This window comes from Paenibacillus sp. GCM10027628 (assembly GCF_042676385.1).
Lineage (GTDB): Bacteria > Bacillota > Bacilli > Paenibacillales > NBRC-103111 > Paenibacillus_E.
In genome coordinates, this window is sequence record NZ_JBHTHA010000036.1 from 259139 (window position 1) to 285349 (window position 26211).

Annotated in this window: 22 protein-coding genes; 3 read left to right on the top strand and 19 right to left on the bottom strand. The window is 49.1% G+C overall.

Annotated elements, in window-relative coordinates:
- Positions 1–39 precede the first annotated feature (39 nt).
- From priA to ACFQZT_RS24170, 9 genes are all read right to left on the bottom strand, one after another.
- Positions 40–2553 carry a primosomal protein N' gene (priA, locus tag ACFQZT_RS24130; RefSeq protein ID WP_379303949.1) on the bottom strand — a complete coding sequence of 838 codons (2514 nt, stop codon included), beginning with the start codon at positions 2551–2553 and terminating at the stop codon, positions 40–42.
- 61 nt (positions 2554–2614) lie between these two features.
- Positions 2615–3817: a bifunctional phosphopantothenoylcysteine decarboxylase/phosphopantothenate--cysteine ligase CoaBC gene (coaBC, locus tag ACFQZT_RS24135; RefSeq protein WP_379303951.1), complete on the bottom strand. Its 1203-nt coding sequence runs from the start codon at positions 3815–3817 to the stop codon at positions 2615–2617.
- Positions 3818–3946: 129 nt separating this feature from the next.
- On the bottom strand, positions 3947–4162 hold the full coding sequence (gene rpoZ / locus ACFQZT_RS24140) for a DNA-directed RNA polymerase subunit omega (protein WP_188173105.1): 216 nt from the start codon (positions 4160–4162) through the stop codon (positions 3947–3949).
- A 2-nt stretch (positions 4163–4164) separates the two neighbouring features.
- On the bottom strand, positions 4165–4803 hold the full coding sequence (gmk, locus tag ACFQZT_RS24145; RefSeq protein WP_379303954.1) for a guanylate kinase: 639 nt from the start codon (positions 4801–4803) through the stop codon (positions 4165–4167).
- Positions 4793–5053, bottom strand: a complete 261-nt coding sequence (gene remA, locus ACFQZT_RS24150) for an extracellular matrix/biofilm regulator RemA (protein WP_009672664.1) — start codon at positions 5051–5053, stop codon at positions 4793–4795. Before remA ends, gmk begins: the two co-directional genes overlap by 11 nt.
- A gap of 32 nt (positions 5054–5085) precedes the next feature.
- Positions 5086–5958: a YicC/YloC family endoribonuclease gene (locus ACFQZT_RS24155; protein WP_379303956.1), complete on the bottom strand. Its 873-nt coding sequence runs from the start codon at positions 5956–5958 to the stop codon at positions 5086–5088.
- A 41-nt stretch (positions 5959–5999) separates the two neighbouring features.
- Positions 6000–7877: a bifunctional homocysteine S-methyltransferase/methylenetetrahydrofolate reductase gene (locus tag ACFQZT_RS24160; protein ID WP_379303958.1), complete on the bottom strand. Its 1878-nt coding sequence runs from the start codon at positions 7875–7877 to the stop codon at positions 6000–6002.
- A 102-nt stretch (positions 7878–7979) separates the two neighbouring features.
- Positions 7980–8810, bottom strand: a complete 831-nt coding sequence (dapF, locus tag ACFQZT_RS24165; RefSeq protein ID WP_379303960.1) for a diaminopimelate epimerase — start codon at positions 8808–8810, stop codon at positions 7980–7982.
- A 236-nt stretch (positions 8811–9046) separates the two neighbouring features.
- On the bottom strand, positions 9047–11851 hold the full coding sequence (locus tag ACFQZT_RS24170) for a calcium-translocating P-type ATPase, SERCA-type (protein WP_379303962.1): 2805 nt from the start codon (positions 11849–11851) through the stop codon (positions 9047–9049).
- A gap of 203 nt (positions 11852–12054) precedes the next feature.
- Between ACFQZT_RS24170 and ACFQZT_RS24175 the strand changes: the two genes are divergently transcribed.
- Positions 12055–13803, top strand: coding sequence for an Rqc2 family fibronectin-binding protein (locus ACFQZT_RS24175; protein WP_379303963.1), 1749 nt, complete (start codon positions 12055–12057; stop codon positions 13801–13803).
- Between the two features lie 56 nt (positions 13804–13859).
- Here ACFQZT_RS24175 and ACFQZT_RS24180 read toward each other — a convergent pair whose 3' ends face one another.
- The 6 genes from ACFQZT_RS24180 to ACFQZT_RS24205 all read right to left on the bottom strand — a co-directional run bounded on the left by ACFQZT_RS24180 (position 13860) and on the right by ACFQZT_RS24205 (position 19021).
- Positions 13860–15182 carry a UDP-glucose dehydrogenase family protein gene (locus ACFQZT_RS24180; protein WP_379303965.1) on the bottom strand — a complete coding sequence of 441 codons (1323 nt, stop codon included), beginning with the start codon at positions 15180–15182 and terminating at the stop codon, positions 13860–13862.
- A gap of 34 nt (positions 15183–15216) precedes the next feature.
- A complete protein-coding gene (gene galU, locus ACFQZT_RS24185; protein WP_379303967.1) occupies positions 15217–16098 on the bottom strand; it encodes a UTP--glucose-1-phosphate uridylyltransferase GalU in 882 nt (293 codons plus the stop codon).
- Positions 16095–16952 carry a PHP domain-containing protein gene (locus ACFQZT_RS24190; RefSeq protein WP_379303969.1) on the bottom strand — a complete coding sequence of 286 codons (858 nt, stop codon included), beginning with the start codon at positions 16950–16952 and terminating at the stop codon, positions 16095–16097. The genes galU and ACFQZT_RS24190 overlap by 4 nt, the downstream gene beginning before the upstream one ends.
- An 81-nt stretch (positions 16953–17033) precedes the next feature.
- Positions 17034–17945 carry a selenium metabolism-associated LysR family transcriptional regulator gene (locus ACFQZT_RS24195; protein ID WP_379303971.1) on the bottom strand — a complete coding sequence of 304 codons (912 nt, stop codon included), beginning with the start codon at positions 17943–17945 and terminating at the stop codon, positions 17034–17036.
- Between the two features lie 154 nt (positions 17946–18099).
- On the bottom strand, positions 18100–18537 hold the full coding sequence (locus ACFQZT_RS24200) for a hypothetical protein (RefSeq protein ID WP_379303973.1): 438 nt from the start codon (positions 18535–18537) through the stop codon (positions 18100–18102).
- A 220-nt stretch (positions 18538–18757) separates the two neighbouring features.
- Positions 18758–19021: a YlbG family protein gene (locus ACFQZT_RS24205; RefSeq protein ID WP_379303975.1), complete on the bottom strand. Its 264-nt coding sequence runs from the start codon at positions 19019–19021 to the stop codon at positions 18758–18760.
- Positions 19022–19068: 47 nt separating this feature from the next.
- Here ACFQZT_RS24205 and ACFQZT_RS24210 point away from each other — a divergent pair, with 47 nt between their 5' ends.
- A complete protein-coding gene (locus tag ACFQZT_RS24210) occupies positions 19069–20079 on the top strand; it encodes an asparaginase (RefSeq protein WP_379303977.1) in 1011 nt (336 codons plus the stop codon).
- 24 nt (positions 20080–20103) lie between these two features.
- Here ACFQZT_RS24210 and ACFQZT_RS24215 read toward each other — a convergent pair whose 3' ends face one another.
- The 3 genes from ACFQZT_RS24215 to ACFQZT_RS24225 form a co-directional block, all read right to left on the bottom strand.
- Positions 20104–20550: a YlbF/YmcA family competence regulator gene (locus ACFQZT_RS24215; RefSeq protein WP_379303979.1), complete on the bottom strand. Its 447-nt coding sequence runs from the start codon at positions 20548–20550 to the stop codon at positions 20104–20106.
- A gap of 71 nt (positions 20551–20621) precedes the next feature.
- Positions 20622–22658, bottom strand: a complete 2037-nt coding sequence (locus ACFQZT_RS24220) for a helicase-associated domain-containing protein (RefSeq protein ID WP_379303981.1) — start codon at positions 22656–22658, stop codon at positions 20622–20624.
- Positions 22636–24366: a DNA repair helicase XPB gene (locus ACFQZT_RS24225; RefSeq protein ID WP_379303983.1), complete on the bottom strand. Its 1731-nt coding sequence runs from the start codon at positions 24364–24366 to the stop codon at positions 22636–22638. The genes ACFQZT_RS24220 and ACFQZT_RS24225 overlap by 23 nt, the downstream gene beginning before the upstream one ends.
- Before the next feature lie 188 nt (positions 24367–24554).
- Between ACFQZT_RS24225 and ACFQZT_RS24230 the strand changes: the two genes are divergently transcribed.
- The gene (locus ACFQZT_RS24230) at positions 24555–25064 is read left to right on the top strand and encodes a thermonuclease family protein (protein WP_379303985.1); all 510 of its coding nucleotides are present in this window, start codon (positions 24555–24557) and stop codon (positions 25062–25064) included.
- Positions 25065–25137: 73 nt separating this feature from the next.
- On the opposite strand, the gene ACFQZT_RS24235 is transcribed toward ACFQZT_RS24230, so the two are convergent.
- The gene (locus ACFQZT_RS24235) at positions 25138–26211 is read right to left on the bottom strand and encodes a Gfo/Idh/MocA family protein (protein ID WP_379303987.1); all 1074 of its coding nucleotides are present in this window, start codon (positions 26209–26211) and stop codon (positions 25138–25140) included.

The following is a 26211-nucleotide window of genomic DNA, read 5'->3' on the forward strand; positions in this document are numbered from 1 at the left end:
TGCACCTACCTCTGAAGTCTTCTCTATGATTTATATAGTTTACATCAAATATTGCGGGTCGACATCGACGCTGATTTGCAATTTTTCCTTCGCTGAACGTTCTTCAAACCACGCAACGGTTCGGCCAACAAGCTCTGAAGCCTGAGCTTCCCCCCGATATTTTACCACGCATTGGAATCGATATCTATCTTTGATTCGGGAAATTGGCGATGCAACAGGCCCCAAGACGTCCATACTGAACGTATCAGAGGATGCTGCCATGTTCGAAAAGAGATCAACCGGCCTGTTCATTTGCTCTTGCGCAAGCTCTTTGAGCCTGGTCACAAATGCCTCCGCAGACCGCACCAATAAAGGTACTTCTTCATGAGAAAAAGTGATGAGAATCAACCGGTGATACGGTGGATAATCCAAATTTGCCCGGATATCCAGTTCATGCTGCGCAAAAGCCATGTAATCATGCTGACTCGCACATTGTACACTGTAATGCTCGGGTGTATAGGTCTGTACAAATACTTCTCCTAGCTTTTCATGACGTCCTGCCCTGCCGGCAACCTGCGTCAATAGTTGAAACGTCCGTTCCGCCGAGCGGAAATCAGGCAAATTAAGTACCGTATCTGCTGCAATAACGCCCACCAGCGTCACATCGGGAAAATCCAATCCTTTGGCGACCATCTGGGTACCGAGCAGCACATCGGCCTGCTTTTCACGAAACATCGTCAGCCACTTTTCATGGGAACCTTTTTCAGTTGTCGTATCTACGTCCATCCGAATGACGCGAATACCGGGAAACAGTTTACCGAGTTCCTCTTCCACACGCTGTGTTCCCGTCCCGAAATGACGGATATGCTCCGATGTGCAATTCGGACATTGTTTGACTTCCCGTTCGGCATAACCGCAATAATGACATCGCAGCATACGCGAGCTTTGGTGGTAAGTAAGCGATATATCGCAATGCGGACAACTGGAAACGAATCCGCAGGTGCGGCACATAACGAAAGTGGCATACCCGCGCCGGTTGAGCAGCAAAACGGTCTGTTCTTTCTTTTGTAACCGTTCTTCGATAGCTTTATACAGGGATTTGCTGAACATCGAGCGATTTCCGCTTTTCAGCTCTTCACGCATATCAACAATGTTAACCGTCGGCAATGGTCTGCCGGCGACTCTTTCCTTCATCGTTAACAGTCGGTAAGGCGGATTCACTACGTCACGGGTACGCATCGTTTTCTGCATGCTCTCGAGAGACGGCGTTGCGGAACCCAAGACGACGGCAGCGCCATGCTGTTTCGCCCTTTCAACAGAAACGTCCCTTGCGTGATATTTCGGACTTTCCTCTTGCTTGTAGGAAGATTCGTGCTCTTCATCTATGATAATGAGTCCAATTTGAGTAAAAGGGGCAAAAATGGCCGAGCGAGCGCCGATGACCACTTTGACTTGCTTACGGGTGATTTTTCGCCACTCATCGTATCGTTCACCGTTCGACAAGCGGCTGTGAAGCACGGCGACCAGATCACCGAACCGACCTTTAAAACGCTCCACCATCTGCGGTGTCAACGAAATTTCGGGTACCAGCACGATGGCTTCTCTACCTTGATCGAGACATTCTTGAATTGACTGTAAATAGACCTCCGTTTTTCCGCTGCCGGTTACCCCGTGAAGCAGAAATACTTCATGTCTTCGCTCTGCGACGCTTCTTCGAATTTCGCTGAAAACACTGCTTTGCTCCTCGGTCAAAGGAAGCGGCTTCGTACGTGCGAAAGAACGCCCTGCATAAGGGTCGCGCAGCACTTCGACTTCTCGCAGCTCAATCCAACCGCGGTCCGCCAAGCTTTTAACAGTACTAGCGCCTACCTGTACCGTCTCCATCAGTTCCGTGAGCCGAATCGCATGCGGATGCTCGAGGAGGTACCGCAGTACATCTTGCTGCTTGTTCGCCCTAGCCGGCAGCTCGTTAAGCGCTTCTTCCAAGCCCTTGCCCCCGTCCGGCGGAAACACCGTCAGCGCCTTCTTGGTCGCCATGCGGTCTTTAACCACCTGGACTTCCGCAAGGACGCCACTGGATAAGAGCTGCTTAATGAGCAATCCCTCGTGAGCAAAACGCTCCATCAACGTTTCCATCGGTACAGTTCCCTTTGCACGTACAAAGCTAAGGATCTCCTGTAAATCGGGCAGGTTCAATTGCGATTGCTCGCTAGTTCCATTTCCAATGGAGATGGCTCGTTCGTATTTTGCTTTTAGAGCAGCAGGCAGCATCGCCTGCAATGCCGTGACCTCGTGGCACAAGTACATCCGGCTGAGCCACCTGCCGAGTCCGACAAGTTCTTCGGTCAGAGGCGGAACCAGATCCATCACGTTCTGAATCGGTTTAATCCGCTTGGCATCCATGTTCGTTTCTTCGCTTAATTCAATGACGAATCCTTGCAGAACTCGGGGGCCAAAGGGCACGCCGACACGGCTGCCTACTTCAACCCATCTACGCAGGGCAGCAGGAACTTCATAGTCAAACGCCCGATTGGTTTGCTTCGCTGGAACATCAACAATGACTTTCGCATACATCCACATTCTCCTTCGAGTTTTGCTTCAGCAAAACTTGTTTCCTGAGCTAGAACCACGACAATCAAGATTGCATGCGCTCCGCCGCCAACTCCAGCAGCCGGCGCGCAACATCTTTTTTGCTTTGTAAAGGCAAGGCCTCGACTAGCCCGTTTCGATCAAAAATCCTGACCACATTCGTATCCCCGCTAAAGCCTGCGCCTTCTTGGGATACATCATTTCCAACGATAAGGTCGCAGTTTTTACGCTTCAACTTATCAAGCGCATGCTCATCCAGACGTTCGGTCTCAGCAGCGAAACCGACAACAAACTGATCTTGTTTCAGCGTACCGATCTCCTGCAGAATGTCTGGATTTTTGACCAACTCCAACGTGAGCGAGTCTGCTTTCTTTTTTATCTTTTGCTCGGCTACGACAGCCGGCCGATAGTCAGCGACTGCAGCCGCTTTAATAATGAGATGAGCCGTTTCCAATCGAGCCATGACAGCTTCTCTCATATCCAACGCGGACTGTACAGGAACGATCTCCACCCCCTCTGGAGCTGGTAAAGCAGTTGGCCCCGTCACCAAAGTGACGCTGGCTCCCATCCGTACAGCTTCCTCTGCGATCGCATAGCCCATTTTTCCGGAGGAGTCGTTGGTGATGTAACGAACCGGATCGATCCGTTCTACAGTGCCTCCCGCAGTCACAAGAACACGACGTCCTCGCAGCAATCCGCTACCGGCAAAGTGTTGCAGGGCCGCAGCTACAATTTCTTCAGGCTCTGCGAGTCGCCCCTTTCCGACATAACCGCATGCGAGCTGACCTTCTCCCGGCTCAATAAAACGCACGCCGCGACTCCTTAGCGTTTGCATGTTTCGCTGCACTGCCGGATTAGCATACATGTGCACATTCATCGCTGGCGCCACCCAGATTGGCGCCATGGCCGCTAGCAGCGTTGTGCTCAACATGTCATCGCCGAGACCGAGTGCCAATTTGCCGATCATATTTGCCGTAGCTGGCGCAACAAGAACAAGGTCGGCACTGTCTGCCAAGTTAATATGCGAGACGACTGAGGGATCTTTTTCATCGAAGGTATCGACAAAAACATGATGGCGCGATAACGTCTGGAATGTCAGAGGCGCCACAAATTGGACCGCTGACTCCGTCATAATGACCCGTACCTTGGCACCAGCCTGTGTAAGTTTACTCGTCAGCGCAGCAGCCTTATAGGCGGCAATGCCTCCACATACGCCAAGTACGATCGTTTTACCCTGCAGAACACCCATGGAGCATCCTCCTAAATTCCCCCCACAAAGTGAAGTACGGCTTCGAAGCTTAGGACTTTGCGGGGAGCCCCAAAATATGATGAGTAAAAAGAAAAAAATAACAACCGCTAGGGTTGTCAGGGGAAGCAGTTATTTCACGATTTCTTTAGACTGAATTTTCTCGTAAGCGATGTAGTCACCATAAAGTTCTTCTAAGGCAACGCCGACTTGTTTATGGGATTTTTGTCCTCTCAAATCGGATTTGGCTCCGTCACGCAGAAGTCTTGCTCTCTTTGCGGCAGCTACTACCAACGAGTACTTGCTGTCAACCTTATCAAGAAGCTTATCAATTGAAGGATATAACATGTTTAGTTCACCTCACCAATCCATTGAATGACTTTCGGATACATGCGATCTTTTTTGCAATGTTCGGCAGACAGAATCGCCTGTATTTTGGAACAAGCGGTTTCTACACGATCGTTGACGATGGCATAATCATAATGTTCCATCAAGCGGATTTCATCCACAGCGACCGACATACGGCTTCTTATCACTTCGTCAGTCTCCGTCCCCCGCGTGACAATGCGATTCTGCAGCTCATCGAGCGAAGGCGGGAGCAGGAAGATGAAAACACCTTCCGGAAACTTCTGTTTCACCTGCAAGGCGCCCTGCACTTCAATTTCCAGAATGACGTCTTGACCTGAACGGAGCGTATCTTCAACAAAACGACGGGGCGTTCCATAGAAGTTGCCCACATATTCAGCCCACTCCAGCACTTCATCGGTTTCTATAAGCTGCTGAAATTGTTCGCGAGTCTTAAAAAAATAATTGACGCCATCCACTTCCCCTTGTCTTGGGGCGCGCGTGGTTGCTGAAACGGAGTAAACAATATCCGGCGAACACTGCCGCAAGGCCGCACAGACGGTTCCCTTGCCTACACCGGACGGACCGGACAATACAATTAAAATGCCTCTCTCACGATCGAGAGTATTCGTATTACTCGTCATGATCATCGTCCTTGTTGGAAAGTCGATGCGCTACCGTCTCTGGTTGTACCGCCGACAAAATCACATGATCGCTGTCGGTGATAATAACGGCACGGGTTCTTCTACCATATGTAGCGTCAATCAGCATGTGACGGTCACGTGCTTCCTGAATGATTCTCTTGATCGGCGCCGACTCCGGACTGACGATCGAGATAATGCGGTTCGCCGATACGATATTCCCGAACCCGATATTGATTAATTTGATAGCCATTCAACTTCCTCCTCGCGAAGCCTCATGCCGCTTCACTCGATATTCTGTATTTGTTCTCTCATCTTCTCCAGCTCTGCTTTCATGTGAATGACTCTAGTCGTGAGCTCAGCATGATTCGCTTTGGAGCCGATGGTGTTCACTTCGCGATTCATTTCTTGAATCAAGAAGTCGAGCTTGCGTCCCACAGGCTCATTGCCTTCCAGCAATTGATCGAACTGCTGGAAATGACTTTGCAGCCGGGTCAGCTCTTCGTCGACATTCGAACGATCGGCGAATATCGCAATCTCCATAGCCAAACGCTGTTCATCCACGGGCGTTTGCTCTTGCATAAGGGATTGAATCCTGCCACTGAGCTTGCCGGCATAATCTTGGACCACATGCGGAGCAAGTGCTTGAAGTTCCGTATGGACGCGCTTAAGCTCGGTCAGACGTTCACGGATGTCCTGTTCTAGAAATGCCCCTTCCCTAAGCCGCATGTCAGATAAACGGGCTACAGCCTCTTGCAGGCAGGCACACAGCTCCTTCTCGAACTGTTCGTCAGGATCGGTGCGCTCTTCCTTCATTTGTACAAGGTCGGGAAGTTTCAATACATCTTGAAGCTCAAGGTTCTCTGTGAAGCCGTAGCGCTGCTTCAATAGCTCCGCTGCTTGTAAATAAGCATCGGCTAAAGCAAAATCCACGGTCACATTTCTGGATGAAACCGCTTCGCGCTCAGCGGTAATAAAGACGTCGACGCGCCCTCTTTTTACCGCTTGCAGCACAGTTTTCTTCAAAGCGTCTTCAAAAGCCGCCCATTCCTTAGGCAAACGGACAGCCACTTCACAATACCTATGATTGACCGATTTGGCATCGATAAATACCTTGTATCCCGCAAAAGAACGATTCGCTTGTCCGAACCCGGTCATACTGCAAATCATCCTGATCACATCCATTAACCTATTTTAATTCATTTTGAAAGTGGGTACAAGTGGAAATCACAGCGATTCGACTTTTCCCATACATACTTCGTCAAGTCTACGCACATCTCATATAGCAGGAACGGCGTCATCAAATAGATCCCGTTAAAATACGGCATGGCCGCATCCAGCAGTTCTTTGGCGATTTCAACGCCCATCGCACGGCCCTCTTCTCCCTTGAGACCGTTCATGCGGCTCCTCACTTCATCCGACAATTGAATGCCGGGAACTTCATTATGAAGGTACTCCGCGTTCCCTCCGCTAGCCAGCGGTGCGATGCCGATGAAGATCGGGACATGAAGATGCTTGGTTGCTTCGTAGATTTGCTCGATTAATTTTGCGTCGTAAACAGGCTGTGTCATGATGTAATCGGCGCCCGCCTCGATTTTTCGCTCCAAACGCTGAACGGCTTTATCCAAATGCTTCACATTCGGGTTAAATGCAGCGCCGACAACGAAGTTCGCTTTCTGTTTCAGCGGCTTGCCGGAGAAAGCGATCCCTTCGTTGAGCTGCTTAATCATGCGGATGATCTCGAATGAAGTGAGATCGTACACCGATTTGGATCCGGGCAAATCGCCGAACTTGGCAGGATCGCCGGTTACGGCCAGCACATGATCAATGCCCAGCGCGTGAAGGCCCATGAGATGGGACTGGGTCCCTATCATGTTGCGGTCACGGCACGCGATATGGATCAGCGGACGCGCGCTTAAGCGTTCCTGCACGAGGTAGCCGAGCGCAAGGTTGCTCATGCGCGTCACAGCGAGCGAATTGTCGGCCATCGTAATGGCGTCGACATGAGCGTCCTGCAGTGCTTTCGACCCCTGCATGAATTTATCGATGTCGAGATCCCGCGGGGGATCCAGCTCGACGATGACGGTTTTGCGCTGCTTCACGATGTCCAGCAGCGTTGGTTTGGCCGCCGGCGGCGCAGGCTTAGCCGGCTCCGGCTCGCTCACGCGCACCGCTTGCGGGTGCGCGTCGGCGGCGCCTAGCGCCGCCGGGACGTAGCCGCTGAGCGCCTTGGCGACAGCGGCGATGTGCTCCGGCGTCGTGCCGCAGCAGCCGCCGATGAGGCGCGCGCCTAAACGCGCGAAGCGCAGCGCGCTCTCGGCGAAGTACTCCGGCGTCGCCGCATACGTGTACTGCCCGTCGACGTAGTCGGGCAGCCCCGCGTTCGGGAACGCCGAGAACGGCACGCCGGCGAGCGGCGTCAGCTTCTCCATTGAGCGGAGAATCCCGTTCGGGCCGACGCGGCAGTTGAAGCCGATCACGTCCGCACCTGAGTCGCGCAGCCGCTCGAAAGCCTCCTGCAGCGGCACGCCGTCCTGCGTGCTGCCTGTCCCTTCATTTGCAAATTGGCAAATGACCGGCAAGCTGCTCATGCTGCGGATAATCCGCAGCGCTAGCTGCAGTTCTTCCAGATCGTAAAACGTCTCCAACAGCAGCCCGTCCACCGGGGAGTCAAGCAAGACGCCGATCTGTTCACGAAGCGATTGCTCCACATCGGCGGTGCGTACATTTTTACGCTTCCCTGCACGTATAGAGCCGATTGCGCCAACCACATAAGCATCGTTACCTACTGCTTTCCGTGCCAGTTCTACTCCTGCCCGGTTGATCGCTTCAACATCGCTCTCGAGCCCATACTTCGATAGCTTTTCACGATTCGCCGAAAAAGTATTCGTTTCAATAAGACGAGCACCTGCCTCAAAATAGCGGCGGTGCACGCCTTCCACCGTTTCCGGTCGCAATAAATTCAATTCTTCATAGGAAATGCCGACGGGAAATCCCATCTGATATAAATAAGTCCCCATAGCGCCGTCGCCGGTCAAAATTTCCTGCTGAAGCGCCGTGCGAAGATCCGATTTCATGATAAACTCCCCACCCACTAAAAATGTAGTTTTACTGTATCACAAAACCAGGCTGATATTAAGGTGAACGTTTATCAATTTTTTTTATACTTAAAACTCGATCTAAAGCGTTCCCTTAAACACTTCTTCCGCAGGTCCTGTCATGTAGACGTGATTATCCGCTTCATCCCATTCGATGAAAAGATCTCCGCCTTTCAGCGAGACCGTGGCCTTGCGGTCCGTCAACCCGTTCAAAACCGATGAAACGAGAGTCGCGCACGCTCCTGTTCCACAAGCCAAAGTCGGTCCCGCTCCTCTTTCCCAAACACGCATGTCCGTATGCTCGCGATTGGTCACGGTTACGAATTCGACATTGGTTTTACGGGGAAATAACGGATGAACTTCCAGCTTAGGCCCCCATGCGGCAAGATCGAAGTTCACCGCGTCATCCACGTAGATTACACAATGCGGATTACCCATGGAAACAGCTGTGAATCGGAATTGCCGTCCTTCCACTTCAATCGGGTAATCAATCACTTCCGCCTGGTCGATCGTCGTCGGCACTTGAAGGCCGCCCAAGATCGGCTGTCCCATATCGACGCGAACCGTCGCCACTTTGCCGTTTCGAACGTTCAGCTGCACTTTTTGCACACCCGCGCCCAATGTCTCGACGGTAATTTCTTCTTTATCGGATAATCCATAATCGAATACATATTTGGAGACACAGCGGATCGCATTTCCGCATTGCTCCGCCTCGGAGCCGTCGGAATTGATAATACGCATTTTGAAATCGGCATTTTCGGAAGGAAGAATAAAAACTAAACCATCGGCTCCGATGCCAAAGAAACGATTACAGTATCGGATTGCAAGTTGATCCACACCGGCAGGCAGTTCTTTCTCTCCGGCTACAACGATAAAATCATTGCCAAGTCCGTGCATTTTTGTGAAATTCATTGTAATCAGCACTCCAAATAAGTGTTTTAGCCCTTATCATAGCGTAAAACGCCAAATATGCATAGTGTTTCGGGCGTAAAAAATCCCCCAAAAGTGACCCTTAACCTTCGAAGCATATACCGATTACTTTTGGGGGAGCCCCCGTTTATCCACAAAATTGTGCTTCGCATAATTTCCTATACAGCAAAAAAAGCCGAAGTCCACCCTAAGGCTGCTTTCGGCTTTTGTAAATTCATCTATCTGAAACTTGGTTTTGAATTAAATGAAACGGAACGAGGGCGTTTGTTTTTTTTCGGCGACAGCACACTGCCAAGTCCCATCAAGAATGTCGGGATGCCAGCAGCTACCAGAACGAGAATCCATTCTTTCCATCCGAGAGGTACGGTTTTGAAGATCGGTTGCAATTGCTCAACATACATAACGGCAAGCATCAGTATGAGCGAAGAAAGTACAGCGAAAACCAAATATTTATTTTGAATGGGATTGCGGTGGAAAATGGAGCGTGAGCTGCGGCAATCGAACACGTGAATGAGCTGCGCCATAACGAGTGTTGCGAAAGCAACGCTTTGCGCTCTAAGCAGCGTCTCTGCATCGTCAGGATTGCTCCTGAGGATGAACCAAAAGGCGCCAAGCGTACACACGCCAATCAGAATACCGCGAGAAATGATTTTCCAACCCAACCGTCTTGCAAAAATGTTTTCTTTCGCTGAACGCGGCATCTGCTGCATCAAATCCTTCTCGGCCTGATCGACACCGAGCGCCATCGCTGGAAGTCCGTCTGTTACGAGGTTGACCCATAAAATTTGAATCGGCACGAGTGGTAGCGGCATGCCCGCCATCATCGCAATAAACATGGTCATAATTTCGCCGACGTTCGAGGCGAGTAAATAGCGTATGAATTTGCGGATATTTTCGTAAATGCCCCGCCCTTCTTCAATGGCGGCAACGATCGTTGAGAAGTTATCGTCACTCAAGACGAGGGAAGAGGCTTCTTTCGAAACGTCGGTTCCCGTAATCCCCATTGCAATGCCGATATCCGCCGCTTTGATCGCGGGCGCATCGTTGACGCCATCTCCTGTCATGGCAACGACATGGCCTTTGCGCTGCAGCGCCTTCACGATGCGAAGCTTATGTTCAGGCGATACCCGTGCGTAGACATAGATATCGTCGACTCTTGCTTCCAGCTCTTCATCCGACAGTTGTCCAAGCTGTTGTCCGCTCATGCTAATGCCGTTTGACGGAATCATCCCGAGCTGTTTGGCGATAGCTTCTGCCGTCGTTTGATGGTCCCCGGTGATCATGACCGTCTTGATTCCTGCCTTACGGCACTTGGATATCGCTTCCCTCACTTCTTTGCGAGGCGGATCGATCATGCCCGTTAAACCGATGAAAACAAGCCCATTTTCCACGTCGTCATATTCGTCATACCGATCGCTGCTCTTGAGATCCCGATATGCAAGACCCAATACGCGCAGCGCATTTTTGGCCATACCTTCATTAGCAGCCATCACTTTCTGCTTTAGCGTCTGCGTAAACGGAATCACTTTACCATCCCAAAGAATATAGCTGCAGTGCTGAAGCAGCACGTCCGGAGCCCCCTTGGTACAGGCCATGCGCCCTCCATCGTAGGAAACCAGTACGGACATCCGTTTTCGTTCGGAATCAAAAGGAAATTCCGCAATACGATTAAACTGCTCACTGAGTGTTTCGAATGTGATACCGCTTTTGGCGCTCAGTACGACCAGAGCACCTTCGGTCGGATCCCCTTTAATATTCCACAGCGACTCCGGTTCTTTGCCCTCTTTGCCGTCTTTGCCGTCTTTGCCTTTCTTCCGCTTCTGCTCCTGCTTCTCTTCCACTAACGTCGCATTGTTGCATAGGACGGAAACTTGCAGCAATTTGTGCAGCATTGGATTTTTGCGAATATCTGCACTTTGCCCCCCGACATGAATGTCGCCAATCGGGGTATAACCGTCACCGGTCACTTCCATGACCTCGCCGCCCACCCACAGATGAGTAACGGTCATTTTATTCTGCGTTAATGTTCCTGTTTTATCGGAGCAAATGACGGACGCACAACCAAGCGTCTCCACAGAAGGAAGCTTGCGCACGATCGCTTTCCGCTTGATCATCCGCTGCACGCCAAGGGCGAGCGCGATAGTTACAATCGCAGGCAGGCCTTCAGGAATGGCCGCTACCGCCAAACTTACTCCGGCCAGGAACATGGCATATGGCGGTTGTCCATGCATAATGCCTGCAACAACGACAAGAATCGTTAGAGCAATGGCAACGATGATAAGTATTTTCCCAAGTTGTTCCAGACGATGCTGCAGAGGCGTCTCCATGGATTCCGTATTTTGAATTAAATCTGCGATTTTACCCATTTCAGTGTCCATGCCCGTTCGTACGACAACGGCTTTGGCGGTTCCTCTGGCCACCATTGTTCCCATAAAGCCTAGATTGCGTTGATCTCCGAGCGGGATATCGGCATTCGGCAAAGCTTCCGTCATTTTGCTGACCGGAACAGATTCACCCGTAAGGGCTGACTCTTCGATATAAACGCCATTCGTTTCCAAAAATCGAATATCGGCCGGAACGCGGTCTCCGCTTTCAAGCATTATAATATCGCCTGGCACTAGATCACGAGCCGGTATTTGATGAACTGCATTTTCCCTCCATACCTTCGCATTCGGGGCTGACAGCTCTTTAAGTGCACGTAAGGAACGCTCTGCCCGGAATTCCTGGACAAAGCCAAGAATACCGTTCATCATAATAATGATCACGATCGTGATGGCGTCCAAATATTCCCCAAGCAGCCCGGAAATGAGGGTGGCCCCCAATAAGACCAGCACCATAAAATCTTTGAATTGATTCAGAAACAGCGTAATCGGGGAGACGCGCTGCCCTTCTGAAAGTTCGTTTCGGCCGACCTCAGCCTGCCGTTTCCAAGCTTCTTCCCAGGGCAGCCCTTGCTGCATGCTCACCTGCTGAGACTGCAAGACTTCCTCCGACGTCATCTGGTACCACTTGTTCTGACTCATCCGCCCTTCTCCCTCCCAATTCCCACTTGATCTCGCCTTTCAAATTCATCATGGGTCAACCTCTATTACGTATTTGTATTCAGACAAGCCGGATAATATCACTTGAATCATCTTTCGGCCCGAAATACACTTAAGTTTTTGCCAAAAGTATGGCATGATAGAAGTTAGCACGGTTTTCAACCTAGAATGGAGTTGTATGCATCATGGCATTAGACGGACTTGTCCTTCATGCGATTGTTCACGAATTGCAAGCGTGTGTAGGAGGCCGAATTAATAAGATTCATCAGCCCACAGACAATGATGTCGTTCTGCAAATTAGAGCGCAAGGGCAAAATATTAAGCTTCTGCTTTCAGCGAATCCTACATATCCCAGGGTTCATGCTACCGAGCAACAATTTATGAATCCCGTAGAGGCACCTATGTTCTGCATGCTGCTTCGCAAGCATTTTGAGGGCGGTGTCATAGAAGCCGTAGAGCAAGTGGGCTTGGAGCGTATCCTTCGCATTCAGGTGCGCCACCGCGATGAATTGGGGGATATGAGCAGCAAAATCATCGTTATTGAAATTATGGGACGCCACAGCAATATCATTCTGATCGATCCGCTAACAGACACGATCATAGACGGCATTCATCATGTGACTCCATCTATCAGTTCTTACCGTATTGTGATGCCAGGAAGCAAATACGTATCGCCACCCGAACAGGATAAGCTGAATCCATTGCATGTGGATAGGGCAACATTTCTTAGCATCTTCGAAGCGCCTGCCTCAGAAGAGCCTGAGCAGCGAATTGTAGCTGCATTTAGCGGTTTAAGCCCTTTGATTGCAAAAGAAATTGTGTATCGAGGCCGAGTAAAAGCAAGCCACCATCATGGCGAGGCACTATTGCCATCGTTATGGCAAGCTTTCGATGAAGTCATGGAATCCGCACGCCAGCACGCGTATGACCCGGTTATTGTGGAGCACACGGGAAGCAGCAAGCTTTTTTTTGCGATGACGCCTTTGACCCATCTTGAAGGGACTTCACTTTCATTCCCGACGGCCAGCGCTTGTTTGGAGCAATTTTACGGAGATAAAGCCGAAAGGGATACAGTCAAGCAGCGCGTAGCGGATCTGCTCCGGTTTTTACAAAACGAGAAAAACAAAAATGTTAAGAAACTGGAAAAACTGCAAGAGACGGTGGAAGAATCAAAAGACGCAGACAAACACCGGATTCTAGGGGAGCTGCTGAACGCTTCCCTTCATTCCATCAAAAAAGGCGATAAAGAGCTGGAAACGATCAATTATTACGACGAGGAACAAGCCTCGATCCGCATTCCGCTGGATCCGCTACTTTCGCCTTCGGAGAATGCCCAACGCTATTTTAAAAAATATACGAAAATGAAAAACAGCACAGCGATCGTGGAAGAACAAATCGAGCAAACCCATCAAGAAATCGCCTATTTAAACTTGCTCTTGCAGCAGCTTGGCGTAGCCTCCTTACAGGATGTTGAAGAAATTCGCGACGAATTGATGGAACAAGGGTACTTGCGTGACCGCAACAAGAAACAGCGCAAGAAGAAAAAGCAGGATAAACCTGCATTAGCGTGTTATCTATCGAGTGATGGTACTCCGATCTATGTCGGTAAAAACAATACTCAGAATGAGTATTTAACGAACCGACTAGCCGGATCTATGGACACATGGCTGCACACGAAAGATATTCCTGGTTCCCACGTTGTTATTCGCAGCGACAGCTTTTCCGATGAAACACTTCTGGAAGCGGCGCAATTGGCCGCCTATTTCAGTCAGGCGAAGCAATCGAGCCAGGTTCCTGTCGATTATACGTTTATCAAACACGTTCATAAACCAAATGGCTCTAAACCCGGATTCGTCATTTATGTCAATCAAAAAACCGTTTACGTGACACCGGATGAAAGCAAAATCAAGCAGATGAAAGTCACGGTGAAATAGAAAAAAACAGCTCCTTGGCTTCTGGCAGGGGGCTGTTTTTGCGTTCGTTTATCGGGTCAAATAACCATTTCAAGTTCATGAACCGCTCTGCCAATGGACAAATAAGTGAAACCTAACTTGCTCATTTCCTCCGGTTCGAACATATTTCTGCCATCGATAATGATGGGCTGCTTGAGCAAATCTTTCACAACATTGTAATTCAATTGCCTTATCGGCTCCCACTCAGTCGCAATGACCATGGCATCTGCATGCTCGAGCGCATCATACGGATTCGTGTGCAAGCTCACATTGGATAGCAAATGTAAAGCGTGCCCTGTTGCAGCCGGATCATAGGCGGAAATGGTTGCGCCGAGCTTTTGTAAGGCAGCAATAATATCAAGCGCTGGAGCATCGCGAAGATCGTCCGTATTCGGCTTAAAGGACAGGCCCATGATGGCGATTCGCTTACCGTCCAAATCTCCTAACGTCCGTTGAATCTTGCTAACGAAGCGCTCCCGCTGCAGTTGATTGACTTCAATGACAGCACGCAAAATTTTGAAATCATAATCTACGTTCTGAGCAATTTTTAATTGCGCCCTCGTATCCTTAGGAAAGCAAGAACCCCCATAACCAATGCCCGCGTTCAAAAAATGAGGACCTATGCGGCGATCCAGCCCCATTCCTTTCGCGACAAGCCGAACATCGGCTCCTACCTTTTCACATACATGAGCCATTTCATTGATGAAGGAAATTTTTGCCGCCAGAAATGCGTTCGACGCATATTTGATAAGTTCAGCACTTTCACGGTCGGTCATGAGCAGTTCTGTTTGAATCGAGGCATGAATGGAAGCAATCCGAGCACCGGCTTCAGCATCTTTTGAGCCGATAACAATCCGGTCCGGGTGAAAAGTATCGTGAATCGCTGAACCCTCTCTCAGAAACTCAGGATTCGAGACAACGTGTATCTGAACATGCCGCGGCGCAAGCTCCCGAATTTGTTGTTCGACCCACCTTCCGGTACCTACGGGTACTGTGCTTTTCATCACAATAATCTTAGGGGAGGTCATATGGGGGAGCATGCTTGCAATGACGCTGCGAACCTGTGACATATCCACATCACCACTGTCTAAAGTAGGCGTCCCGACAGCAATGATAATGACATCAGAAACCCTCACAGCTTCATCCAAATGAGAAGTAAAAGAAAGGTGGCCAGTGCGCAAATTGGCAGCGACTAGTTCGTGTAAGCCAGGTTCAAAAATGGGGATGTCGGCTTGCTGCAGCCGTACGATTTTGTGCTCATCGCGATCGACACAAATGACTTGATGCCCCATCGCTGCATAGCAGGTGCCCGAAACTAACCCTACATAACCTGTACCTATAACCGCAATGCGTTCGACCATCCTATCCTACCTCCCAAGTTTCAATCCTGCTTCTCTATTTCAATTCCCATTGACGCATCAATGACAATAGATATGCTTTCACTTGGTCCTGTAAATCCGGACGCTGCAAGGCCAATTCGATGGTTGCTTCAATATAGCCGATCTTGTCGCCGACATCGTAGCGTTTCGCCTTCATCAGATAAGCAGCCATTTGCTGTTCTCTATTTAGCACGCGCAGCGCGTCGGTTAATTGAATTTCGCCGCCTCTTCCCGGTTCTTGGTTCTCGAGGATTTCAAAAATCTCCGGCTGTATAATATATCTGCCGATGACCGCCATGTTGGAGGGCGCTTGATCACGATCAGGCTTCTCGACCAGATCTTCAATCAGTTTGTAACCATTAAGACTTTTGGACGGGGATACAATCCCGTATTTGCTCACATCTTCCCATGGTACTTCTTGTACCGCGATGACGGAGGTTCCGGTCATCTCGTAGATGTCTATCATCTGCTTAAGCCCTGGCGGAGTCGATTGCAGAATATCATCACCGAGCAACACCGCAAACGGCTCATCTCCGATAAATTTGCGTGCAACCAAAATGGCATGACCAAGTCCAAGAGGCTCCTTCTGGCGAATATAATGGACATCTGCCAAGTTCGAAACGGATTGCACAATTTCGAGCAGCTTGGTGCTTCCTTTTTCCTCCAGCATCGTCTCGAGTTCAACGGATTTATCAAAATGATCTTCAATGGCGCGCTTGTTACGGCCTGTAACAATGATAATATCTTCAATGCCGGATTCAATCGCTTCTTCCACGATATATTGGATGGCAGGTTTATCAACAATCGGCAGCATTTCTTTGGGCTGCGCTTTCGTCGCGGGAAGAAACCTCGTTCCGAGACCTGCTGCAGGAATGATCGCTTTGCGAATTTTTTTCATAGACGCTGCTCCTTCTTCTGTTGTAGGCTTCTCAGAACGTCGATTCCTATTTTTCTAGCACCGATCGGAGCATGGAACACCACGCCCCCGCGTTCGCCATGAAAGTCGGAACCGGCTGTAATTAGAAGTCCGTAGCGCTGCGCGAGTTCCAAATACCTGGTCTCATCTTCTGGCGTGTGGTCGGAGTGGTACACTTCAATCCCATCCACTCCTTGCCATATGATGCCTTCCACCAGCTCATCGTCGTGATAAATACCGGGATGTGCAAGAACGGCAGCCCCGCCCGCTTCATGAATCCACCCAATCGCCGTTGCCGGCTCGATCCGCGGCGGATTCGCATAAGCAGCAGCCCCTTTGCCCAGGTACCGTTCAAATGCCTCGCTCACGGATGCGACATAGCCTTTTTTTAACAGTACGGCTGCAATATGCGGCCTTCCGACCGTGTCGCCTTTCGTTTTGACATTCTCCACTTCACTAAGCACTTCGTCCATGGTAATGCTAAGGCCGAGCTGCTGCAATCGTTCGATGATCATTTCGTTACGACGATCCCTTGTTTCTCTAAGTGACTCTAATCTTTCCAGAAATCGAGCATCGTACACATCTATGTAATAGCCCAGCACATGAATATCCTGATTCCGGGCAACGGTACTGATTTCAACGCCGGGAACAACTTCTATGCCTAATTTACGCCCTTCCTCGAGCGCCTCTGCTATTCCCGAAACCGTATCATGATCGGTTATCGCTATAGCGCCCAAACCGGCTTCGTACGCCATTTGCACATTTGCCGCCGGCTTTTGCGTCCCATCCGAAGCCGTCGTATGCGTGTGCAGATCCGCTTGTGTTCTCAGAGACATGATATGTTCCCCTTTCTTTATCGTAGATGCTATGTATAAACGCACCATTAAACGAACTGCATATTTATGTAAAAAGTAAAGTTACAACCAGCGGCTCAAATCTTCCTGACGTAAAAAGGTCATAAAGCTCACCGCGGAAATCGGTAAAAGCGTCGAGCTCAAATAAATCGCGTAGAAGCTCCGCTCAAAGGAAATATTCTTAATCTGTTTCACTTTGAATAAGCCGAGCGTAACCTCATGCTTAACGGACGATTGCGACAAAATGGATATCCCGAGCCCCGCCTCGACGGCAGATTTGATCGCCCCGGTACTGCCCAGCTCCATGACAATCTTCATGCCGCTGTAGTCCATCTTACAACGGGTCAATTCCTCTTCCATCACTCTTCTCGTTCCCGAGCCTTGCTCCCGAAGGACAAATGGATATTTCAACACTTCATCAAATGTGACCTCCTCCAGATCAGCTAATGGGTGATCCGCGGGTACGATCAGTTTAAGCTCGTCACTGAGAATCGCTTCCGTATGCACATCAGGATGGTGAATCGGTGCCTCAACGAGCCCGAAATTCAATTGGTGCCCAAGAACCTCGTCCAAAATTTGCGTCGTATTCATGACTTTCATCGATACTGAAATATTCGGATAATCTTTGCTGAAGGGACCGAGAAGCCTCGGCAATATGTACTCGCCCATCGTTAAGCTGGCCCCAAGCTGGAGCCTGCCTTCAATCATCTTCGTGAACTTCGACATCGCCACATCCGTTTCACGAATCAGCTCGATGCTTCGCTTGGCAAAAGGCAGGAGAGCGCGCCCCGCTTCGGAAAGCTCGATTTTTTTGGTACTGCGGTGAAAGAGTTTAACGCCGAAATAGTCTTCCAGTGACTGTACCTGCATCGTTACCGCCGGCTGTGTCATATGAAGCGAAGCAGCCGCATGAGAGAAGCTGCCTTTCTCCGCGACCGTAAAGAAAATATGTAGTTGATGAAAATTAAGTGCCATCGTCCCCCGCCTCTCTTTGTTCCATTATATGAAAATCCGCGATTAGAGTCCATTAAGCGATAAATCAGCCAAACGTGTAAGGCTCCACGATATTCAAGTACAACAAAAAGAGTATGCCCATTCGACCGGGCATACTCTAACAAAGAGCATAACATTATCTGCGCTTACGGCTGTTCTTTATCAAAGTCATTCGGCGAGAGTGCCTTAACCATGAGTAATACGACTTCAAGTCTCGAAGCTCAATCGTTTCGGACATTCTGCCCAAGAATGTGACGATGATCATTTTATGAAGCGGATTGCCAACAATGTCCGTTTCGTGTTCCAGATGTGAAAATTCCGCAACGACGACAAGATCTTCATCAATTAAATATACATCTTCCTCATTGCGGTAATACGGCATGATTTTATTATTTTTCAGCTTTTCCCAGAGAAAAGCACAAATCTCTTCCAGCGAACCGTTTTGTTCGGATACACGATCACTCCATCTCAGCTTGGCATGATTCGTGATCACGATATCCGCCACTTTCTTGTCGCCTAATTGTACGAAAAATGGTTCGTAAGTACTCCATCTCCCCATCACCTTGTCTTTCATGATCACAACCCCTCTCCTACTAAAATGAGACCGAATACCTATTCCCAATACGTTGTAAGTTTTATTTTACTTGATTATATCTTTTTTTTCCATGTAAGAATATATAAAATTATTAATTATTATTTGTGAACTCGCAAAAAAATGCTTATTTTCTAAAAATTCAAACAAAACAGAAAAAAGAAAAAAGCTTCTTCCGAAGCTTTCGTTTTGCACTGCAGCCTCAAAGGGTGTAAAATCTAGTTTTGTCCGGCATATTACTACTGTATTCAGTTTTGATTTCGTTGCGATATGAACGCTCTATTTTCTTTACATAAGGGAGCTTTTGAAGATTTCGTATCGTCTCATCTAATTTACTGGCATGTATATAAAGGACGGCATAATTCATTTTTTTGGATATGTAATGGAGAGAACCGAATCGTTCCAGATTTCTGGCCGCTTTCGTATCGTTCACCCAAACAATTAATCCGCTGCGCTCGATCATCATGATTTCTACCTCTTTTCAATTATCCTTATAGGGAGCGAAACTGACACATGAAGCCATCAGACCCGATTGTCCGCGTCTTTCGCGGCGCTATTACGGAAAGCATTCACCGCTTTCATCTCGCGGTAGTTAATACCGAAGGGACGCTGCTGCACCAGGCTGGCGACCCGCACCTGCTTACCTTCGCCCGTTCAACGGCGAAGCTCATCCAAGCGCTGCCGGTCATCGAATCCGGCGCGGCTGACCATTTCGGCCTCGGTGATGCCGAAATCGCACTTTGCTGCGCTTCCCACAACGGGGAAGCCGAGCATGTGAGCACGGCCCAAGGCATTCTGGGCAAGCTCGGTTTTACGCATGAGCACCTGCAGTGCGGCGCTCATGATCCTTATCATGCGCCGACAGCGCAAGCGATGCGCGAGAAGGGCATTGCTCCGACTACGCTGCATAACAACTGCTCGGGCAAGCATTCGGGTATGCTGGCGCTTGCAGCGCACCTGCATGCCGCTCCTGAAACGTACATGAGCATTCAGCATCCCGTTCAGCAGTTGATGCTGGAAGCGGTGTGCGGCATGTCCGGAGTTCCCAAAGACCAGATGCACCTTGGCATCGACGGCTGCGGCGTTCCTGTCTTTGGCATGCCGATCGATCGGCTGGCACTGGCATTTGCACGACTAGGTTCACCGGCTGCGCTGGCTGAAGCACGTGCAAGCGCTTGCCGGAGAATTGTCGCCGCGGTGCAAAAATATCCTCAATTCCTCGCCGGAAGCGATCGCTTCGACACGCGATTAATCGAGGTAACAGGCGGGAGAATCGTTGGCAAAATGGGCGCCGAAGGCATCTTTGCACTCACGATTCCCGAGCAAGGCATAGGCTTCGTCCTCAAAGTCGAAGACGGCAATCAACGCGCCATGTATCCGGCCGTCGTTGAAACGTTGAAGCAGCTAGGCCTGCTCAAAGAATCCGAAGTGAGCGCACTTGCTTTCTTTCATACCCCGGCAGTCCATAACTGGCAGGGAACTGAGGTCGGACGCATCCAACCTGACTTCAACTTCCAGCCATAGAACTTGTTCAACTCGCACTCATATTTAGCCGCAATTGCCGCTGCAGCTTCCACCGGAGCTGCAGCCTTTGCCGGTTGGCAGCGGATTATTGCTCGGTACTTTGATAGATTCAGATACCGCATGTGCGATTGTTGAAGAAACGGTAAACAATAAATCGTCCAGGCGGTCTTCAGCTTCCTTAAACCGGCGAACAGCTTCTACTGCATTCAACTTTTCTTGCACTTCATTCACTGCAGCCAGAGCTTCGTGGTAGCTCGGATGATAATGCCCAAAACGTTCGCATTCCTCAAACAACTCTTTCTTTTTCGCGAATACCGCTTTCAGAGCGTGAACTTCCTCACTTTTCTCCATAACGGACTTCCAATATAAATAATCTGCCACTTCCGCAGAGGAATTAATCATATCACCCATGTCGTAAGCTTGCATGAGTACTGCTGACATATCCAGCGTATCCATTTCCATCGTATTCATACTGCGATCAACATCCTTCCTCTCTAAGAGTATAACATTCTCTATCATACCACAGTTCTTAAAATAAGTGTTTAAAAAGTCGGCTTTTCTTCCCTTTCTTCATCGTTAATGCCAGGCAAAATAAGTTTCATCTCTTCCCAATCTTCACTTTTCAAAATAATCTCCTGATGCGCCTCCATCCCAATCAGCATCCAGCCTGATCGTTCTTCAAGGATAGCACGCGGAATTATGAGCCGATTGCTGCCTTCTTTACGCAGGCGTAAGCAGCTTTTCCATTCGATGGCTTTACGAATCATCTCTTTGCGCGTAGACCCGTGATAGTCTCTGAATTCTTTTAACCATAAAGCGGGAATGTCTTGCATGTCGGGATATAAATCGTCCCATCTCGGCAGCGCAGAGTCAATTTCATACAGCTGAATCGTGTCGCGGGAGTAAAACAAACCTTGAGGCTTCGCTGGTTTATCAGCATTTTCCGCTGAATCCGATTGTCTAGAGGGCGATGACAAGCTCTTGGCGTCAACCTCATGATCAGCGATATTTCGTGGGTGATACCCCATTTGCTCCAGATATTTACGAAGCGCCGCGAGTTCATCCCGCTTCACAATAAAATGAGAATCGCCTACACGATTTTGCAAATAACCGCTACATTTTTCATTTCGTAAAAGGACCTCGGCAATCTCTGCCGACTCGCAGCGGAGCAGCATCACTTCTTCGAACTGCAGTTTGCCTGATTGCTGATCCCACTGCTTCAAAGTAATTTCAACATGCTCAGGAACCTCATAAAATGCGTGTATATGCAGAAACCGCAAGATTTCATCGCAGCTCGATCCATTTTCCAATGCGCGATGGAAACTTGCTTTTGTGATCCGATAGGTGCGAACAAGATCAGAAGATTGGAGATCGGCAAAAGACGCGATTTGCCACTCGGTATTAAGCGACACATGTGGAGGCAGCAGCAGCTCAAAATCGGGCTGTACATAAATGGAGCGTTCATTCTGCAGATCCGTCGTAACACTTGTCTTCATTTCCTTGATTTCTACAACGCTTCTCTCGAATGGAACGGGAATCAAGTAACGAAACCATGTGCCTCCTACCCCATCGTCGCCAATGTCCAGCCAACGAAATGCGCATAAAGGCTTGATCCATTGGTCCATCAGCGCATTTCGAACAGCTGAAAAACCGGGTTGAACACTTAAAGTGGAACATTGATGAATCGCGGCTACAACATCGTCCAAACTAAACCATTTATAGGAAGCGGCACGCTCCATCAGCGATATTCCATGCTGTAACCAAACAGGCGCGGGCACCAATATTCGACGCCAAATGGCGTACAATTCTGCTTGCTGTACCTCATACGGAAGATGGAGCCATGTAGTCAATGCTTCATGATCCAGCCGGTAACGATCGCCAACGTGAACCAATACTTCGAGACGAATGGCCATTTCAAGCAATATGGCTGTATTTTCATCATAAGCATCCCGGAATGCATACGAGAGTCCAGTTGCTTGCAGTATTTCTCTTGATATTACAAACTGCTCTGACAGTTTCTGAAGTTGCTTTTTATGTAAAGTACCTTTTCCTGTAAGCGGTAAACTCGGCTGCTTGGAGCAAGCTGAGATAAAATGAAACAATTGCTGAGCAAGCCCTCTTGCACTAGTTGGTGCAATATCCTTGAGCTCCATCTCCCGATCATCCGCGTTTGTTCGAATCTGAATTTCCGGGTATAGAAGTTCCTGCCATGCACTAAATCCATCCTCCGGGAGCACAAACAACTGCTCTCCCCACGCTTTTCGGAATGCTACGATCACGCCCAGCTTTCTTAGCCCTATAAGCCCAACAGCTACTTCAGCTCCGGCCATGCGAGTATCAGCATGTTTGTCTAAAGTTTCTTTGGTAAACGGTTCACAACCGAATGTGGAGAGGATCAGGCGGAGCAAGTTAATTTCAATCATCGACATTTGCCGAACCAGTATCACTAAGTTCGCTTTAACCGAGAGCAAGTTTGTTAAGCTTTGTCCTTGATTCATCATGTTTCGGCACCAAGCCTGTTCAGAGATGAGCGCCGACAAGGTAGGGGGCATTTTCTTAAAGATGTGCTCGTATCTCATCGCGTCCTCCTTCCTGTCCGATTTGGTATTGCCTCCATGGGCTGATGCTGTATTGGTATCCTTGTTCAACGAGGAACAGTTGCCGCTTGATTGCAAAATCCTGCTCCTTCGTATCTTCACTGATTAAGGAATAGAACACGGCCGCATTCGCACCGTTTCGCTTGGGGCGAAGAATTCGTCCTAGCCGCTGAGCCTCTTCTTGTCTGGAGCCATAGCTCCCGGAAACTTGGATGGCTACAGCCGCATCAGGCAGATCCACGGCAAAATTAGCGACCTTGGACACGATCAGCAGAGGGAGGCTCCCTTCTTTAAACCGCTGATACAGCTTCTCGCGTTCATCGTGCGCCATTCCACCGCTTATCATTGGTGCCCCCGTATGAGCTGAAATTAGTTCCAGTTGGTCAATATACTGCCCAATGATCAAGGTTTGCTCGTTCGCATGCTGCTTTAACAAATCATCGATGACCTGAAGTTTAGCCGCATTTTCTCCTGCGATTCGAAACTGCTGTCTTGCGCCTGAAGCGCTATATCGCTCACGTTCATGCGAAGAAAGCGGCACTCGAATTTCCTTACAAGCGACCGTCGCAATCCAGCCCTTGGACTCCAGTTCTTTCCATGCCATCTCATACCGCTTGGGGCCCACCAAAGAGAATACGTCATCTTCTCTGCCATCTTCACGAACTAACGTAGCCGTTAAACCGAGTCTGCGCGTCGCTTGGATTTCTGCCGTAGCCCGAAAAACCGGAGCTGGCAATAAGTGAACTTCATCGTAAATGATGAGCCCCCATTCCCTTTCACTAAATAGACGGAGATGAGAGAACTCGTCCTCTTTCTTCCCACGATGAGTCAAAATCTGATAGGTTGCTATCGTAATCGGCCGTACTTCCTTACAAACCCCGTTGTATTCTCCCACCTGCTCTTCAGTCAGGCCTGTTTTTTCTAAAATCTCACGTTTCCACTGACGAACTGAGGTTACATTGGATGTAAGAATCAATGTCGCACAGCTGCATCTGGCCATCGCGGCTATGCCCACAATCGTCTTCCCCGCTCCGCACGGAAGCACCAATACACCGCTCCCGACGCCCCTGCCATCACCGATGCGCTGAAACGCATCAACAGCATGCTTCTGATAGTCTCGCAGTTGAAAAGGCATTTCAACATCTGCCTCGTTGTCAAGAAGCGGAATACGGACGTATTCCCCTTTACGATAAGCGGCCATGTCTTCTACGGGATATCCCAGCTTCGTCAGTTCCTGTTTAATGAGACCGCGATACACCGGCGAAATGGCGATAGCCCGCTCTCCACGGGCATCCTGTAAATAGCTGCATATGGAATCGTAAGCGCTGATCTCTTTTAGCACCACAGTATCATCACTGACTAAATACAACTCGCGGCCTACATTTTCCAAGCGCAGCAGGCCGTATCGTTTTGAATATTTGCGAATGCTGCTTATTACCCCGGTTGGAACGTCGAATTTGGCGTGTTTTTGCAAAAAAGCAGTCATTTCATCAACGCGCATGCCTGCAGCCGTGGCATTCCATAGCGATAAAGGCGTAATCCGATAAGTATGAAGATGTTCGGGGCTTTTTATCAGATCGGCGAAACGGGATAATGTGTTGCGAACGGAGTCAAATTCCATATGATGCGTCTCAAGCAGTACGGATAAATCACTTTGTACGATCAACGGTCTTGCAGGATCCCAATTCATACGTTGGCCACCTCATCAGAGTTTTGCTTCAGCAAAACTGGCTTCGTAAGCATTCACTTAGCGTTCTGCTAATTAGCAAAACTTACTTCGTAAGATCTGCTTTTCCTAGTATGAAAGGAAAGCACTTGATTTAAACATTAGAGCCGTGCTAACGTCTATCCTATACATTGGAAGTTGGGAGGTGCATCATGAGAATTTGGGTCGTTGCGGCCAGCCTGCTGCTTCTTGTCATGGTTACAGCCGGATGCTCAAGTCAATCAACAGCAACGCCGGGACGTGAAAGTGCGAAGGTGGAGCGCATCGTTGACGGCGATACATTAGAGGTTACGCTGAATGGCAAAAAGGAAAAAGTGCGGTTAATCGGTGTAGATACGCCGGAGACGAAGAAACCGAACACACCGGTTATGTTCTATGGCAAAGAAGCCAGTGAGTATACGACGAAGCGGTTATTGAAGCAAACTATCGAACTCGAATTTGATGTTGAAAAGCAGGACCCCTATAAACGCTTGCTAGCGTACGTTTGGATCGGGGATGAGCTTTTTAACCGCACTTTGGTTCAAGAGGGTTATGCACGCATGGCAACCTTTCCTCCGAATGTGAAGTACGTCGATTCTTTCAAAAAAGATCAAGAAGACGCCAGAAACAAAAAGAAAGGTCTATGGAAAGATTACGAGCGTGCTTTCGATACGAAAAAATGATTTTCGGATCGAGGCAAAAAAAGAGCAGTCAGCAACACGCTGAACTGCTCTTTTTTTACTTAATGTCTTTCGATTACTCCACTTGTACTGCTTGCTGTTGAGCAATTAAGCATAGCTCGGCCGCTTTGAACGCATGCTCTTGCGTCATCGCATGCTCCGTGCGGTTAATGCAGTCTAAAATCAACTGGCCGAAGAAAGGAAAGCCTACTTGTCCATGCAGGCTATAAAGCTGCTCCCCATGCTGGTTGACCAGATATAACTGATCCCCTTCAGGGTCCCGCGCCACATCAATATATTTTCGGAGTTCAATATACCCTTCAGTTCCTAAAATGATAGTCCGCCCGTCACCCCAAGTACCTAGTCCGTTAGGCGTTAGCCAATCGACACGGAAATAATTCGTCGCCCCGTTATCGCCGATTAGCGTTGCATCGCCATAGTCCTCCAGTTCCGGATAATCCTTGTTATGGTAATTCGCCACTTTACTGCTTACTACTTTCGCATCCTTGCAGCCAGCATAGAACAAAAATTGTTCAATTTGATGGCTTCCGATGTCGCAAAGAATACCGCCATAATTTTTCTTTTTGAAAAACCAGTCGGGCCGGGAAGGGGCATTAAGACGATGCGGGCCGAGTCCCATCACTTGCACGACGCGTCCTATCGCGCCCTCTTGAATAAGCTGACCGGCAAAAACAGCGCTTTCCACATGCAAGCGTTCACTGTAATAAACAGCATATTTACGGCCGGTTTCTTGGGCTTTCGCCTTAGCTGCCGCAAGCTGATCGAGCGCGGTAAAAGGCGTTTTATCCGTAAAATAGTCTTTGCCATGATCCATCACACGAAGACCTAAAGCTCCGCGCTCAGACGGAACTGCGGCTGCAGCAACAAGCTTTACATCAGGATCTTGCAAAATCTCCTGCTCCGATTCGGCGGCTTGAACTTGCGGATACTTTTGACGAAATGCCGCCACTTTCACAGGGTCCGGATCATAAACCCATTTCAACTCAGCCCCGGCTTCCAGCAGACCGTTGCACATTCCGTAGATGTGGCCGTGATCCAGCCCTATCGCCGCAATCATAAACTCTCCTTTGTTCACAACTGCATTCGGTTTTCCTTTAGGTGCGTAATTCATTCCATCGCTCTTTTGCAT